The sequence below is a fragment of the Streptomyces sp. NBC_01261 genome (assembly GCF_036226385.1).
Lineage (GTDB): Bacteria > Actinomycetota > Actinomycetes > Streptomycetales > Streptomycetaceae > Streptomyces.
Genome location: NZ_CP108463.1, coordinates 7,968,653 through 7,984,292, shown reverse-complemented (window position 1 = coordinate 7,984,292; position 15,640 = coordinate 7,968,653). Strand labels below are relative to the sequence as shown.

Annotated in this window: 13 protein-coding genes; 1 reads left to right on the top strand and 12 read right to left on the bottom strand. The window is 69.8% G+C overall.

From position 1 onward, the window contains the following. Window positions 1–575: 575 nt before the first annotated feature. The 6 genes from OG226_RS35595 to OG226_RS35570 form a co-directional block, all read right to left on the bottom strand. Complete coding sequence (locus OG226_RS35595; protein WP_328683897.1) at window positions 576–1,316, bottom strand: SDR family NAD(P)-dependent oxidoreductase; 741 nt, start codon at window positions 1,314–1,316, stop codon at window positions 576–578. A 198-nt stretch (window positions 1,317–1,514) separates the two neighbouring features. Next, window positions 1,515–3,101: a Na+/H+ antiporter gene (locus OG226_RS35590; protein WP_328683896.1), complete on the bottom strand. Its 1,587-nt coding sequence runs from the start codon at window positions 3,099–3,101 to the stop codon at window positions 1,515–1,517. A 104-nt stretch (window positions 3,102–3,205) separates the two neighbouring features. Further along, entirely contained in the window at window positions 3,206–3,676 is a 471-nt protein-coding gene (locus OG226_RS35585; RefSeq protein WP_329351148.1) for a GNAT family N-acetyltransferase, read from the bottom strand. Further along, the gene (locus OG226_RS35580) at window positions 3,673–4,617 is read right to left on the bottom strand and encodes an RluA family pseudouridine synthase (protein WP_329351147.1); all 945 of its coding nucleotides are present in this window, start codon (window positions 4,615–4,617) and stop codon (window positions 3,673–3,675) included. The genes OG226_RS35585 and OG226_RS35580 overlap by 4 nt, the downstream gene beginning before the upstream one ends. Before the next feature lie 94 nt (window positions 4,618–4,711). Beyond that, window positions 4,712–5,290: a signal peptidase II gene (gene lspA, locus OG226_RS35575; RefSeq protein ID WP_328683893.1), complete on the bottom strand. Its 579-nt coding sequence runs from the start codon at window positions 5,288–5,290 to the stop codon at window positions 4,712–4,714. A 74-nt stretch (window positions 5,291–5,364) separates the two neighbouring features. Then, on the bottom strand, window positions 5,365–6,390 hold the full coding sequence (locus OG226_RS35570; protein WP_329351146.1) for a TraR/DksA family transcriptional regulator: 1,026 nt from the start codon (window positions 6,388–6,390) through the stop codon (window positions 5,365–5,367). Between the two features lie 604 nt (window positions 6,391–6,994). On the opposite strand from OG226_RS35570, the gene ileS reads away from it, so the two are divergent. Next, entirely contained in the window at window positions 6,995–10,141 is a 3,147-nt protein-coding gene (gene ileS / locus OG226_RS35565; RefSeq protein ID WP_329351145.1) for an isoleucine--tRNA ligase, read from the top strand. Between the two features lie 220 nt (window positions 10,142–10,361). On the opposite strand, the gene OG226_RS35560 is transcribed toward ileS, so the two are convergent. From OG226_RS35560 to ftsZ, 6 genes are all read right to left on the bottom strand, one after another. After that, window positions 10,362–11,603, bottom strand: a complete 1,242-nt coding sequence (locus OG226_RS35560; protein WP_328683890.1) for a DivIVA domain-containing protein — start codon at window positions 11,601–11,603, stop codon at window positions 10,362–10,364. A gap of 52 nt (window positions 11,604–11,655) precedes the next feature. Continuing rightward, window positions 11,656–11,946 (bottom strand): YggT family protein, encoded by a 291-nt coding sequence (locus tag OG226_RS35555; protein ID WP_019062316.1) that lies wholly within the window; start codon window positions 11,944–11,946, stop codon window positions 11,656–11,658. Between the two features lie 50 nt (window positions 11,947–11,996). Continuing rightward, the gene (locus tag OG226_RS35550) at window positions 11,997–12,638 is read right to left on the bottom strand and encodes a cell division protein SepF (RefSeq protein WP_329351144.1); all 642 of its coding nucleotides are present in this window, start codon (window positions 12,636–12,638) and stop codon (window positions 11,997–11,999) included. Between the two features lie 128 nt (window positions 12,639–12,766). Next, window positions 12,767–13,486 (bottom strand): YggS family pyridoxal phosphate-dependent enzyme, encoded by a 720-nt coding sequence (locus OG226_RS35545; RefSeq protein WP_329351143.1) that lies wholly within the window; start codon window positions 13,484–13,486, stop codon window positions 12,767–12,769. Between the two features lie 6 nt (window positions 13,487–13,492). Beyond that, window positions 13,493–14,221, bottom strand: coding sequence for a peptidoglycan editing factor PgeF (gene pgeF, locus OG226_RS35540; RefSeq protein ID WP_329351142.1), 729 nt, complete (start codon window positions 14,219–14,221; stop codon window positions 13,493–13,495). Beyond that, a complete protein-coding gene (ftsZ, locus tag OG226_RS35535; protein ID WP_328683887.1) occupies window positions 14,218–15,405 on the bottom strand; it encodes a cell division protein FtsZ in 1,188 nt (395 codons plus the stop codon). The genes pgeF and ftsZ overlap by 4 nt, the downstream gene beginning before the upstream one ends. Between the last annotated feature and the right edge of the window lie 235 nt (window positions 15,406–15,640).

The following is a 15,640-nucleotide window of genomic DNA, read 5'->3' as shown; positions in this document are numbered from 1 at the left end:
TTGGCCACCCACGCCCGCTCGTTCATCGTCGGTTGAGGGGTGGGCGTTTGCCGTTGGGGTGTGGCACCGCCGACGGCCGGCCGGGGGTAAGGGCGGCTGGCGGCTGGCGGCTGGCCGATTCAAGGCCTCAACACCCGTGCCGGGCGAGCACCCCTCGCCTACGAACGGCAGAGCCCGACCGTGTCCGGGCGGCTCCGGCCCCTCAACGCCCCTGCTGGGCAACGTCGTTGGACCGGGCGACCCGCGAAGCGACCAGGGGACCGGCTACGGGCGAGCAGCGGGAGCCGGCTACGGCTGAACAACTCCGGGCACCCACCAACACCCCGTGCCCAACACCCCGCGCCCAGCACCGCCATTGCCCCAGGCACCCAGCGAGCCAACCGGCCCCGGGCAGCCAGAGCGACCAACCGGCCCAAGCTCGCAGCGCCCGTGCCCGGCGAGAACCCTCCCCGGCTCGAACGCCCGAGCCGTGGCCCGTCCCCGGCACCTCAATCCCCGTGCCCGGCAACGCCGTTGACCAGAACCAAAACCCCAGCCAATCCCGAGCCCATCCCCGGCCAGTCAGGCCAAGCCCCTCAACGCCCCCGCTCAGCACCGCCATTGACCTGAATCACCTGCGACGTCACATGCCCAGCAGCCGGGGACGCGAGCCAGTGCAAGGTCGCGGCGACATCCCCTGGCGTACCGGCCCGCCCGGTCGACGTGTCGTTGATGAGCCGTTCACGCCGGGCGGGATCGATCTGCGGCCCGAAGAACTCGGTGTCCTCGATGTACCCGGGCGCGACCACGTTCACGGTGATGCCGCGCGGGCCGAGATCCCGGGCCAGGTCATAGGCGTACGGATGCAACGCCGCCTTGGCCCCGCCGTACGCCCCGCTCCCCGAACCCCGGTACGCGGCGATGGAACTCACGAACAGCACCCGCCCGCCCGGCTCCGCGAGCCGGGGCTTCAGCGCCTCGGTGAGCAGCGCGGCGCTGAGGGTGTTGATGCGGAAGTTGACGGTCCAGTCGTGCGCGACACGGTCCAGCGGATCAGCGCTCGCGCTCCCCGGCTCCAACGCCCCGGTACCGCCCGCGCCGTGCACCAGCACATCCACCGTGCCGAACTCCTCGGCGACGAACCGCCCTACCCCGCGCACGACTTCGGGCTCACTCAGGTCCCCGGCGTACGTCAACGCCCCCGGCACCCCGGCCTTCTCCAACACCTCGCGTCTACGCCCGAGGAGCAACACCCGGTCCCCGTCAGCCGCGAAGGCATGCGCCGCGGCGAGCCCAATTCCCGTACCGCCACCACTGATTACAACGTTGCGAGCCATGGTGCGAGCCTACAAACAGAGCGAGAGCGAACACGAGCCAATTCGAACGGCGCCCCACCAACAGCGCTCAACCCACAGCCGCCGACGGTCCGCGGGCAAGCATGTCGACCCGCAGCCGCCAACGACGCCGAACCCCCACCCCAAACGCCCACCCTCCAGCCCACGGTGAACAGGCGGTGCGCGGGTGGGCAACGCGGCTCACCTCAAGCTACGCACATCCAAATGCCGAAGCACCCGGTCCACGATCTCCGGATCCGCCCCCGGCTCACTCCGCGCCGCCAACACCTCATGCCGAGCCGCGCTCATCATCTCCCCCTGGATCCGCCGCATCCGCTTCACCCGCTTGACCCGCTTCTCGTACGCCTCCCGCCGCTCCCCGTCCCCCACCTCGGGCGAGATCCGCACCCCGATGTCGAACGCCCGCCGCAACAACTGCTCGGACAGCTCCTCCGGCAGTTCCTCCACATCCTCGATCTCCCGCAACCTCCGCTTCGCGGCCTTCGCCGCCCGCACCGCCAGCTCCTTCTCGAACGCCTTCTCGCTGTCGGTGTCGGCCCGCACCCCGAGCCGCTTCACCAGCCACGGCAGGGTGAGCCCCTGAAGCACCAGCGTCGCCATGATCACCCCGAACGCGATGAACACGATCTCGTCCCGGTCCGGGAACGCCGACCCGTCGTCCATGGTCAGCGGAATCGCCAGCGCCAGCGCCACGGACGCCACCCCGCGCATCCCGGCCCACCACATGATCACGGTCTCCCGCCAGGACGTCGGGATCTCCTCGTCGTAGTCCCGCTTGGCGTGCAGCCGTTTCGTCAGCCAGGTCGCCGGCAGCAACCACGCCAGCCGTACGACCACGACGACACCGACGATCGTGCCGGCCCAGCCGAGCATCTCGCCCCACCGCCCGGACGCCGTACGGATCGCGTTGTGCAGTTCGAGCCCGATGAGCCCGAACGCGACCCCGGTGACCAGCGTGTCCACGACATCCCACACGGTCGCCCCGGCGAGCCGGGTCAACACGTCATCGGCACCCAGGGAGTACTCCGCCAGGAACAGCGCCGTGGTGAGCACGGCGAGCACCCCGGAGCCGTGCAGTTCGTCGGCCAGGACGTACGAGGCGTACGGCACCAGGAGCGTGAGCCCGATCTGCAGGGTGGCGTCGTCGAGGGCCGACATCAGCTTGTTCGTGGCCCATCCCAGGGCCACTCCGACCGCTACGGCGACGACGGCGGACAGCACGAAGTCGAGCCCGGCGCGCCAGAACTCGAAGCTCCCGCTGACGGCGGCGGCGATCGCGACGTGGTAGAGCACGATGGCCGTCACGTCGTTGAAGAGACCCTCGCCCTCCAGGATCGACACCAGCCGGCGCGGCAGTCCCAACTGCCCCGCGACGGCGGTCGCGGCGACCGGGTCGGGCGGCGCCACCAGCGCGCCGAGCGCCACGGCGGCGGCGATCGGCAGCCCCGGCACGATCGCGCTCGCGACGGCGGCCACGGCGAGGGTGGTGACGAAGACCAGCGCCACGGCCAGCAGGAAGATGGGCCGGATGTTGGCCGTGAACTGCCGCCAGGAGGTGCGCCGTACGGCCGCGTACAGCAGCGGTGGCAGCAGCAGGGGCAGGATCAGATCGGGCGGGACGTTCACGTTCGGCACGAAGTCGGCCACCGCGAGGACTATCCCGAGGAGGGTCATGAGCACCGGCGCCGGCAGACCGAACCGGTCCCCCAGCGGGACGCTCACCACGGCCCCGAGCAACAGGACGAAAAGCAGGGCCAATTGATCCACGGTCAGGGCTCCGGCGGGATCTCGACGTTCACACAGCGGACACCCCAGCCTGCCACGCCGCCCGCCCGACCAGCTCTTTCGACGCCCTCAGGTTGTGGAGCCGGTCACAGAGGGCGCCGCATCGCCCGGTGCGGAATGCCCGCGTCCGGGAACTCCGGACCGTACGCCTCGTAGCCGAGCCGTTCGTAGAACCCCAGCGCATGGGTCTGCGCGTGCAGATCCACGGCGGCCAGCCCACGCGCGCGTGCCGCGTCCTCGATGGCCCGCACCAGCGCGACCCCGACCCCGAGCCCCCGCGCCTCCTTGGTGACGGCCAGCCGCCCCAGAGACCCCACGGTCGGATCCCCGCCGGTCTTCGCCACGGCCACTTCGCCGTACAACAGCCGCCCGGTCCCGAGCGGCACCCCGTCCTCGCGCACGGCGAGCACATGCGTCGCTACGGCGTCGTAGTCGTCGTACTCGATCTCCTGGGGCACGCCCTGCTCGACGACGAAGACGTCCTTGCGCACCGCGAAGCAGGCCTCACGGTCGGCCGGGTCCTCGGCGACGCGCACCGCGTAGGGCGTCGGACTCATGCGTACGTCTCCTCGCGCACCAGGTCCAGGGCCTGCTGGAGGTCGTCCGGGTAGCCGCTCTCGAACTCGACCCACTGGCCGTCGGCGGGGTGCTCGAAACCGAGCCGGACGGCGTGCAGCCACTGGCGGGTCAGCCGCAGCCGCTTGGAGAACGTCGGGTCGGCGCCGTACGTCAGGTCGCCGACGCACGGGTGGCGGTGGGCGGCCATGTGCACGCGGATCTGGTGGGTGCGGCCGGTCTCCAGCTTCACGTCGAGCAGGGAGGCCGAGCGGAACGCCTCGATGAGGTCGTAGTGCGTGACGGACGGCTTGCCCTCGGCGGTGACCGCCCACTTGTAGTCGTGGTTCGGGTGCCGGCCGATGGGGGCGTCGATGGTGCCGCTGGTCGGGTCCGGGTGGCCCTGGACCAGCGTGTGGTAGCGCTTGTCGACCGTGCGCTCCTTGAACTGGCGCTTCAGGGAGGTGTACGCCCGCTCCGACTTCGCGACGGCCATCAGGCCGGACGTGCCGACGTCGAGGCGGTGCACGATGCCCTGGCGCTCGGCGGCACCGGACGTCGAGATGCGGTACCCGGCGGCGGCCAGCCCGCCGATGACCGTGGTCCCGGTCCAGCCGGGGCTGGGGTGGGCGGCGACGCCGACCGGCTTCACGATCACGATCACGTCATCGTCGTCGTAGACGATCTCCATGCCCTCGACGGGCTCGGCGACGATCTGCACGGGCGCCGCCGCCTGCGGCATCTCGACCTCAAGCCAGGCCCCGCCGTGCACCCGCTCGGACTTCCCGACCACCGAGCCGTCGACCGTGACCTTCCCCGACGCGGCCAGCTCGGCGGCCTTCGTGCGGGAGAAGCCGAACATGCGGGAGATGGCGGCGTCGACACGCTCGCCCTCCAGGCCGTCGGGCACGGGCAGGTTTCGGATCTCGGGAACTGTGCTCACCCGGTCGAGTATGCCGGACGGGTCCGACACCGCCTTACCCGAGCCGGAGCGCTCAGGCCTCGCGGACCCGCCGTCGGCCCTCGCGAATCCGCGCTCAGTCCTTGTGGACGGTGCCGTCCGGGTCGAGACCGCGGAAGGAGAGCAGCACGATCAGGATGCCGCCGCACACGATCGCCGAGTCGGCGAGATTGAAGACGGCGAAGCCCTTGGGCGCGATGAAGTCGACGACCTCGCCCTGGAAGATGCCGGGCGAGCGGAAGATCCGGTCGGTGAGGTTGCCGAGCGCACCGCCGAGCAGCAGCCCGAGGGCGATGGCCCACGGCAGGCTGTAGAGCTTGCGCGCCAGCCGGGCGATCACCACGATCACGGCGGCCGCGATCATCGTGAAGATGACCGTGAAGGCCGCGCCGAACCCGAAGGCGGCGCCCGGGTTGCGGATCGCGTGGAACTCCAGCCAGTCCCCGAAGACCTCGATCGGCGCGTGGTGCTCCAGCTTGGCGACCACGAGCAGCTTGCTGACCAGGTCGAGGGTGTACGCGAAGGCGGCCACCACGAACAGCACGGCGATCCGGCGCCTGCCCCTGGGGGGCGACGCGGTGTCCCCCTGCTCCGGCTCTGCCCCCGCCGCCTCTGGGGTATCCGGCGTACCGATGATGCGCTCCGCCTCTGCCACGTGAGTCCCTCGACCTAGGTGCCTAACTCAGGATGAGGGTACGGCACACCTGTCGGGGGCTTCAGTACCGGCGTTCAGTACCGGCGTTCCTGCTTCTGCTTGCACTCGACGCAGAGGGTGGCCCGGGGGAAGGCCTGCATGCGGGCCTTGCCGATCGGGTTGCCGCAGTTCTCGCAGAGGCCGTAGGTGCCGGCGTCCAGCTTCCCCAGGGCGCGCTCGGTCTGGATCAGCATCTCGCGCGCGTTGGCGGCCAGCGCCATCTCGCTCTCGCGCGTGATGTTCTTGGTGCCGGTGTCGGCGTCGTCGTCGCCCGCGCCGTCCCCGGAGTCCCGCATCAGACCGGCGAGGGCCTGCTCGGTGGACGTGATCTCCTCGCTCAGCCGCGCTGCCTCGGACTGCAGCTCGGTGCGGGCCTCCTCGACCTCCTCGGGCGTCCAGGGGTCCTCGCCGGGGCGCACCGCGAGCTCGCCGGGCACCGCCGCGACCCGCGCCTTCGGAACGGCCCGCTTCGCCGCCGTGGCCGTGCCAGGAGTCTTCTTCGCAACCACCGTCGTGGCTCCCGTCTGCTCCGCGGCCTGCGCCGCGCCCGCCTTTGCCTTCTTGGCCGCGCTCTTCTTCGTGCCGGTCGCGCTCTTCGTGCCGGTCGTGGTCGTGCGATTCGTGCCCGTGGTGCTCTCCGCGGAACCGCTTTTCGCGCCGGCGATGCTCTTCGTGGGGCCGCTCTTCGCCGACGTGCTCTCAGGAGCGGTCTTCTTCACGGCCGCTTTCTTCACAGCCGTCTTCTTGGCGTCCGTGGCCTTCGGGACGGCCGTCGCCTTCGTAGCGGTCGTCTTCCTGGTGACCGTCTTCGTAGCGGTCGTCCTCGTAGCGGTCGTCCTCGTAGCCGCGGACTTCGTAGCCGCCGCCTTTGTCGTCGCCGTGGATTTCGCGGCGCTCTTCTTGGCCGCCGTCCCCTCGGCCGCCGTCTCCTTGGCCACCGCCTTCTTGACGGCCCCCGGTCTCTCGGCCCCTTCCCCGGTCGCCTTCTTCGAAGAAGCCGCCTTCGTAGCGACCGCCTTCTTCGCCGCGGTCTTCTTCGTTGCGGTCTTCTTCGCCACCATGGCCGCGGCCCCTTCACATTGTGTGATCACGCACGCGAATCGTGCTGGGACGATAAATCGACTTGGGTCCCGCGGCAACGGGGCACGCCGCCCGGTTCGTCCACCCCCCTGGCCCCGCGCGGCAAGCCTTCATGCGTTGTGCCCAGCTCCCCGCCGGGTAATCCGCCGAGTCCGACACCCCGAACATCGAACGCGTGTTCAGCGCCGTTCGAGTCATGAAACGCGTGCGCAAGCCTCCCGCCACGACCCCCGCAAAACCGGTCGGCCGCTGTCCGTGCGGCGCCGTACACTGGCCGGAGCGAGAAGCGTGGATGGGGACGAGTAGCGGCGTACGCAGCCAAGAGCGACCCGGGGACGGTGGAAGCCCGGGGGCCGGCGCGACGTGAAGATCACCCCGGAGCCGCCGGAAGAAAGCCGCAGCCCACCAGCAGCGGCCGGTAGACCCGGTATCGCGACCCCAATGAGGGGGCTCACCGGTGTGCTGGACGCACCGGGGAGCCAAGGAGGGTGGTACCGCGGGAGCGCGCCGCACACGGCGTACGGAAAGTCGTAGCTCTCGTCCCTCCGGACGGAAGGCAAGAAGTCCGCCGGAGGAAGCTCGCTGATGACAACGCCGACGTACCGCCAGGTGCCCGCCCAGGTCGACCTGCCCGCGCTGGAGCACGCCGTGCTCGACTTCTGGCGCGAGCAGAAGATCTTCGCCAAGACCCTGGACCAGTCCGAGGGGCGCCCCGAGTGGGTGTTCTACGAGGGCCCGCCCACGGCCAACGGCATGCCGGGCGCCCACCACATCGAGGCGCGCGTCTTCAAGGACGTCTTCCCCCGCTTCCGCACCATGCGCGGCTACCACGTGGCCCGCAAGGCCGGCTGGGACTGCCACGGCCTCCCGGTGGAGCTGGCGGTCGAGAAAGAGCTGGGCTTCACCGACAAGCAGGACATCGAGGCGTACGGCATCGCCGAGTTCAACGCCAAGTGCCGCGAGTCCGTGACCCGGCACACCGACGCCTTCGAGGCGCTCACGACCCGCATGGGGTACTGGACGGACCTCGAAAACCCGTACCGCACGATGGACCCGGAGTACATCGAGTCGGTCTGGTGGTCCCTCAAGGAGATCTTCGACAAGGGCCTGCTGGTACAGGACTACCGCGTCGCCCCCTGGTGCCCGCGCGACCAGACGGGCCTCTCGGACCACGAACTGGCGCAGGGCTACGAGACGGTCGTCGACCCCTCCGTGTACGTCCGTTTCCCGCTCACCTCCGGTCCGCTGGCCGGCCGTGCCGCGCTCCTGGTGTGGACGACGACCCCCTGGACGCTGGTGTCCAACACGGCCGTCGCCGCCCATCCCGAGGTCACCTACGTCGTCGCGACGAAGGGCCCCGACAGCACAGAGCGGCTCGTCGTCGCCGAGCCGCTGCTCGCCAAGTCCCTCGGCGAGGGCTGGGAGACCACCGGCGAGACCTTCACCGGCGCCGAGATGGAGCGCTGGACGTATCAACGTCCGTTCGAGCTCGTGGAGTTCCCCGAGCCCGCCCACTACGTGGTGAACGCGGAGTACGTGACGGTCGAGGACGGTACGGGTCTGGTCCACCAGTCCCCCGCCTTCGGCGAGGAGGACCTCAAGGTCTGCCGCGCGTACGGCCTGCCGGTCGTGAACCCGGTCCGCCCGAACGGCACCTTCGCCGAGGACGTCCCGCTCGTCGGCGGTGTCTTCTTCAAGAAGGCCGACGAAAAGCTCACCGAGGACCTCAAGGACCGCGGCCTGCTCTTCAAGCACGTGCCGTACGAGCACAGTTACCCGCACTGCTGGCGCTGCCACACCGCGCTGCTCTACTACGCGCAGCCCTCCTGGTACATCCGCACCACCGCCGTCAAGGACCGCCTCCTCCAGGAGAACGAGAACACCAACTGGTTCCCGGACACGGTCAAACACGGCCGGTACGGCGACTGGCTGAACAACAACATCGACTGGGCACTGTCCCGCAGCCGCTACTGGGGCACCCCGCTGCCGATCTGGCGCTGCGAGGACAACCACCTCACCGTCGTCGGCTCCCGCGCGGAGCTGACCGAGCTGACCGGCACCGACCAGTCGGGCCTGGACCCGCACCGCCCGTTCATCGACGCGGTCGCCTTCGCCTGCCCGCAGTGCGGCGAGAGCGCCACGCGCGTGCCCGAGGTCATCGACGCCTGGTACGACTCGGGTTCGATGCCGTTCGCGCAGTGGGGCTACCCGCACAAGAACAAGGAACTCTTCGAGTCCCACTACCCGGCGCAGTTCATCAGCGAGGCCATCGACCAGACCCGCGGCTGGTTCTACACGCTGATGGCGATCGGCACCCTGGTCTTCGACAAGTCGTCGTACGAGAACGTCGTCTGCCTCGGCCACATCCTCGCCGAGGACGGCCGCAAGATGTCCAAGCACCTGGGCAACACTCTGGACCCGATCCCGCTGATGGACCGTCACGGCGCCGACGCGGTGCGGTGGTTCATGGCGGCGGGCGGCTCCCCGTGGGCGGCACGCCGCGTGGGCCACGGCACCATCCAGGAGGTCGTCCGCAAGACCCTCCTGACGTACTGGAACACGGTCGCCTTCCAGGCCCTGTACGCGCGCACGTCCGACTGGGCACCCAGCGCGGCGGACCCGGCCCCGGCCGACCGCCCGGTCCTGGACCGCTGGCTCCTGTCCGAACTCCACGCCCTCACCGACCAGGTGACACAGGCTCTGGAGTCCTACGACACCCAGCGCGCCGGCAAGCTCCTGTCGGCGTTCGTCGACGACCTGTCCAACTGGTACGTCCGCCGCTCCCGCCGCCGCTTCTGGCAGGGCGACAAGGCCGCGCTGCGCACCCTGCACGAGGTCGTCCAGACGGTCACCCAGCTGATGGCCCCGCTGACCCCGTTCATCACCGAGCGGGTCTGGCAGGACCTCATCGTCCCGGTGACTCCGGGCGCCCCCGAGTCCGTCCACCTGTCCGTGTGGCCGGAGGCGGACCTCTCCGTCATCGACCCCGAGCTCTCCAAGCAGATGGTCCTCGTACGCCGCCTGGTGGAGCTGGGCCGGGCCACGCGCGCGGAGTCGGGCGTCAAGACGCGCCAGCCGCTGTCCCGCGCGCTGATCGCGGCCACGGGCTTCGCCGCCCTGGACCGCGAGCTGCACGCGCAGATCACGGAGGAGCTGAACGTCGAGAGGCTCGCCTCGCTGAGCGAGGTCGGCGGCTCGCTGGTCGACACCACGGCGAAGGCCAACTTCCGCGCCCTGGGCAAGCGGTTCGGCAAGCGCGTCCAGGACGTCGCGAAGGCCGTGGCGAACGCGGACGCCGCCGCGCTGTCCTTGGCGCTGCGCGAGGGCACGGCGTCCGTCGAGGTGGACGGCGAGACCATCACGCTGGCCCCGGATGAGGTGATCATCACAGAGACCCCGCGCGAGGGCTGGTCCGTGGCCTCCGACTCGGGTGCGACGGTCGCCCTCGACCTGGAGATCACCGAGGAGCTGCGGCAGGCGGGCCTGGCCCGTGACGCGATCCGCCTGATCCAGGAGTCCCGCAAGAACAGCGGCCTGGACGTCGCCGACCGGATCGCCCTGCGCTGGACCTCGACCGACCCGGCAGTCATCGCCGCCCTGTCCGAGCACGCGGCCCTGATCGCCGACGAGGTCCTGGCCACGGACTTCGCCCAGGGCGAGGCCGACGACACCTACGGCACCCCGTTCACCGACGAGGGCCTGTCCCTGGTGTTCCGCCTGCACAAGGCGTAGGCACCACCGGCACGCGAAAGGGCCCGGCCTCCTTCCTGGAGGTCGGGCCCTTTTCTCACGCCCAACGGTCAACTCACCTGAACCAACGGCCGACTCACCTGCCCCAACGGTCAACTCACATGATCCAGCGGTCAACCCGCGTAAAAAGGGCGGGGCCCCGGATCGAAATCCGGGGCCCCGCCCTGAACGCTGCCGACGCCGAAGGCGTACTAAAGGCCGGTCAGTTGTCGTCCTCGTCGATCAGGAACCCGCGCATCGGCGAGGGAGCCTGGCCCATCGGCGACGGGCCCTGCGGCCGTACCGGCGCCATCGGCTGGGTCATGGCCGGGGACATCTGCTGCTGGCCGCCGTAGGACGGACCGGCGGGCGGCGGGCCGCCCATGCCCTGGTTGCCGCCGTACGACGGGGCGCTCGCGCCTGCCGGAGCCATGGACGGCGCCGGGGACGGCGGAAGCGACGCGGTGGCCGGAGTGCGCGGCGGGGCCAGCGAGTCGTCGGCCTGGGTCTCCAACTGACGCAGCTGGGACTCCAGGTAGGACTTCAGACGCGTGCGGTACTCGCGCTCGAAGCCGCGCAGGTCCTCGACCTTGCGCTCCAGCGTGGCGCGGGCGGACTCCAGGGAGCCCATCGCGACGCGGTGCTTCTCCTGCGCGTCCCGCTCCAGGGCGTCGGCCTTGGCTCGGGCGTCACGCTCAAGACCCTCGGCGCGCGAACGGGCCTCGCCGACGATCTTGTTGGCCTCGGAACGGGCCTCGGCGATCGCCTGGTCGGCGGTCTGCTGGGCCAGCGAGAGGACACGGGCGGCGCTGTCGCCACCGGGGCCCTGCTGCGGCATGCCGCCACCCATGGGACCGCCCATGGGGCCGCCCATCTGCTGCTGCATGGGGGGCTGGCCGCCCATCTGACCCTGCATCGGGCCCTGGCCCATCTGCTGCATCTGCCCCTGCATCGGGCCCTGGCCCATCGGACCGCCCATGGGGCCCTGTCCCATCGGACCCTGGCCCTGCGGGCCACCCTGACCCTGGCCACCGGGGCCTGCGGGCAACTGCGGGGCACCGCTCGGCAGCTGGGGCGGGCCTCCCATGGGGCCGCCCATCTGCTGCTGCGGCGGGCCCGATATGCCGGCGGGCACCGGGCCGCCCGGACCGCGCATGCCTTGCGGGGGCATGCCCTGCTGGGGCATCCCCTGCTGCTGCATGCCGCCTTGCTGCATACCGCCCTGTTGCATGCCGCCCTGCTGCTGGTCCTGTTCGGGGGGCTTGCGCATGTTCTGTTGGTTCTGGGCCGCGGCGCGCGTGGCCGCGGCCAACTTGGCGCGCAGGTCCTCGTTCTCGCGGAGCAGGCGCGTCAGTTCGGCTTCGACCTCGTCGAGGAAGGCATCGACCTCGTCCTCGTCATAGCCTTCTCGGAGGCGGACGGTCGTGAACTGCTTGTTCCGCACGTCCTCGGGGGTCAACGGCATCTCTTCACCTCAACGTAGTCATCGGCAGTCGGCAAGACCGTATCGTCCACTGTCACCTCGCGAGATTGCCCACGATAGAGATCAAGATGTAGACGATGATCATCAGGACGAAGAAGGACAGGTCGAGCGCCACGCCTCCGAGACGCAACGGCGGGATGAACCGCCGCAGAAGCTTCAACGGTGGATCGGTGACAGTGTAGGCGGCCTCCAGAACGACCACCATCGCCTTGCCGGGTTGCCATGAGCGGGCGAACTGGAAGACGTAGTCCATGACCAACCGGAAGATGAGCACGATGAGGAACACCATCAGCGCGATGTAGATCACCTGCGCGAACACGCTCATGGTCTGTCTTTCCCTCTCCCCTGTTCCGTGCTTTCTAGCGGCTGTCTGTCTCAGCTCTGATTGAAGAACCCGCCCTCTGCGATGCGGGCCTTGTCCTCCGCCGTGACATCGACGTTAGCAGGCGACAACAGGAACACCTTCTGCGTCACCCGCTCGATGCTGCCGTGAAGACCAAACACCAAACCGGCCGCAAAGTCGACAAGTCGCTTGGCGTCTGTGTCATCCATCTCAGTCAGATTCATGATCACCGGGGTGCCCTCACGGAAGTGTTCCCCGATGGTACGGGCCTCGTTGTAGGTCCGGGGGTGAAGTGTGGTGATCCGATAAGGCTCTCGCTCCGACACGACCTTGGGCATGATCACCGGTGCGTTCTTCTCCAGGGACTGGCGTTCTTGTGTGATGGATGCCACGGGCGCGATACGCGCCGGACGCCCTGATTCCGCACCCAGTGAAGCGGAATGGGACACAGGTTCGCGAGGGGCCGGAGGCTGCACCACTCGTACCGGTTCGTCCCTTTGAGGCTGATGAGGGCTGTGTGACTGGTGCGACGGCTCGTGCCGTCGACGGTCCCGCTCGGGCTCCGGGTCCAGTTCGGGTTCGAAGTCGTCATCGGGGTCGAAACCCCGGCCGTCGTACCCATCGTCCTCCACGAGGCCGAGGTAGACCGCCATCTTGCGCATCGCGCCGGCCATGCTCTGAGTCCTCCGCTCTGTGGTGGATCGGCTGACGACTGCCAAGTGCCCGCGATCCACGAGGTCGTTGCGCCCACCTTCGGCGGCATTGACCATATTTTCTGCTGTGGTCCGACTTCCTGGCGACGTTACCCGAGCCTGGGGCGCACGCCGAGTACCGCAGTGCCGACGCGTACATGTGTCGCTCCGGCTGCCACGGCCTGTTCGAGGTCCGCACTCATCCCTGCCGACACCATGTTCGCAGCAGGATGGGCTCGGCGCAGGTCAGTCGACAAATCCATCAACCGCCCGAACGCCTCCTGTTGGCGTCCCGCGTACTCACCGGTGAGCGGGGCGACGGTCATCAGCCCGTCGAGCCGCAACCCCGGAGCCCCGGCGACGAGATCGGCCAACTCCCCGATCCCGCCCGGTCCGACGCCTCCCCGCTCGCCCCGCCCGCTCACTCCCGCGTCGAGTGCGACCTGGATGAGACAGCCCAGTCGGCGCCCGGACCGCTCGGCCTCCTTCGACAGCGCGGTGACGAGTCGGGCCCGGTCGACCGACTGCACGACGTCGGCGTAACCGACCACGGATCGCACCTTGTTGGTCTGCAACTGACCGACGAAGTGCCAACTCAGCGGCAGATCCGCGCATGCGGCGGCCTTCGGGGCGGCGTCCTGGTCCCGGTTCTCGGCGACATGACGCACACCGAGTTCGGCCAACATCCGCACGTCGCTCGCCGGATAGGTCTTGGTGACCACGATCAGGGTCACTTCTTCACGCTTGCGCCCGGCCGCCGTGCAGGCGGCGGCGATGCGTTCCTCGACTCCCGCCAGATTCACGGCGAGTTCTTGCCCACGGTCCGTCATGTCCGATCAGTCCAGCCAGACATAGCTCGCCAGGCGCCCGGTCGTACGGTCGCGGCGGTACGAGAAGTGGTCGCCCGATTCACGGGTGCACACCGGCGACTGCTCCCGGTCGCGCACCCCGAGCCGGTCGAGCTGCGCGTGCGCTCCGGCGGTCACGTCGACCGCGGGAGTGCCCCAGCTCGTCTCGGCGTACGCCGCGGGTTCCACGGCGGCGACGTCGGCGCGCATGTCCGCGGGCACTTCGTAGCACCGGCCGCAGACCGCGGGTCCGGTGCGGGCGACGATCCGGGCGGGATCGGCGCCGAGTTCCACCATGGCCGCCACGGCGGCGGGGACGACTCCGGCGAGCATGCCCGGGCGTCCGGCGTGGGCCGCGCCCGCGATCCCGGCGACCGGGTCGGCGAGCAGGACCGGTGTGCAGTCGGCGGTCAGCACGGCGAGGGCGAGGCCGCGCCGGGCGGTGACGACCGCGTCGACGGAGGGGATGTCCGAGGTGCCCCAGGGCTCCTCGACGACCGCCACGTCCGCGCCGTGCACCTGGTTCATCCAGACCACCAGCGCCGGGTCCAACCCCAGCGACTTGGCGGCCAGTTCGCGATTGGCACGGACCGCGTCGGGGTCGTCGCCGACCGCGCCGCCGAGGTTGAGCTCCTCGTACGGAACGGCGCTCACCCCGCCCCACCTGTCGGTGAAGGCGAAATGCGCGCCGCTCACGGTGTCGAACTGTCCTATCACTTCAGGAAGTCCGGTACGTCCAGCTCCTCGGCGGCACTGTCCGAGTAGGTCCGCGACGGCGGGACCGGCGGGGCGACCGGGTGGTCGGCAACCGGCTCCGGGGCGTGCTCCGGCTCCTCCTTGGGCTTGACGCTGCCGAGCGAGCCGAAGGACGGACGGCTCTCCTGCCGTACCGGGGTCGGCTCGTCGCGGCGGGCCGAGGACGAACTCGTGCCCGTCTCGCGGCGGGTCGGCGGCTGGCCGCCGTCGAAGCCGGCCGCGATGACCGTGACCCGGACCTCGTCGCCGAGGGCGTCGTCGATGACCGCGCCGAAGATGATGTTGGCCTCGGGGTGGGCCGCCTCGCTGACCAGTTGGGCCGCTTCGTTGATCTCGAACAGGCCGAGGTCGGAGCCGCCGGAGATGGAGAGCAGGACGCCGCGGGCGCCGTCGATGGAGGCTTCGAGGAGCGGCGAGGAGATCGCCATCTCGGCCGCCGCCACCGCGCGGTCGTCGCCGCGGGCCGAGCCGATGCCCATGAGGGCCGAACCGGCCTCGGACATCACGGACTTGACGTCGGCGAAGTCGAGGTTGATCAGGCCGGGGGTGGTGATGAGATCGGTGATGCCCTGCACACCGGAGAGCAGGACCTGGTCCGCCGACTTGAAGGCGTCGAGGACCGAGACCTGGCGGTCCGAGATGGACAGCAGCCGGTCGTTCGGGATGACGATGAGGGTGTCGACCTCTTCGCGGAGTTCGGCGATGCCGTCCTCCGCCTGGTTCGCCCGGCGCCGTCCCTCGAAGGTGAACGGGCGGGTGACCACGCCGATGGTGAGGGCGCCCAGGGAGCGCGCGATGTTGGCCACGACGGGCGCGCCGCCGGTGCCGGTGCCGCCACCCTCTCCGGCCGTCACGAAGACCATGTCGGCCCCCTTGAGGACCTCCTCGATCTCCTCGCGGTGATCCTCGGCGGCCTTGCGGCCGACGGCCGGGTTGGCGCCGGCGCCGAGTCCGCGGGTGAGTTCGCGGCCGACGTCGAGTTTGACGTCGGCGTCGCTCATCAACAGCGCCTGCGCGTCGGTGTTGATGGCGATGAACTCGACGCCCTTGAGACCGACCTCGATCATCCGGTTGATGGCATTGACACCACCGCCGCCGACACCGATGACTTTGATGACTGCGAGGTAGTTCTGCGGTGCTGCCACGTCGAAGGCCTCTCGCCTCGAGTTACGTGTCGTCGATCGCGGTGTTCCGCGACCCGACGACGGATGCCGAATGGGACGGTCCGTAGCGCCGACCCGAACCCTAACGTTGAAGTTTAGGGTTACCAGTGTGTCCGTTCCTTGAAGTCTTCTGAACAGGACACTAAGTCGACAAGTGGCGCACGTTCAACGAACACGCCGAACCTCCCGTTTTTCTTTTCACCCTATGTGATCAGCC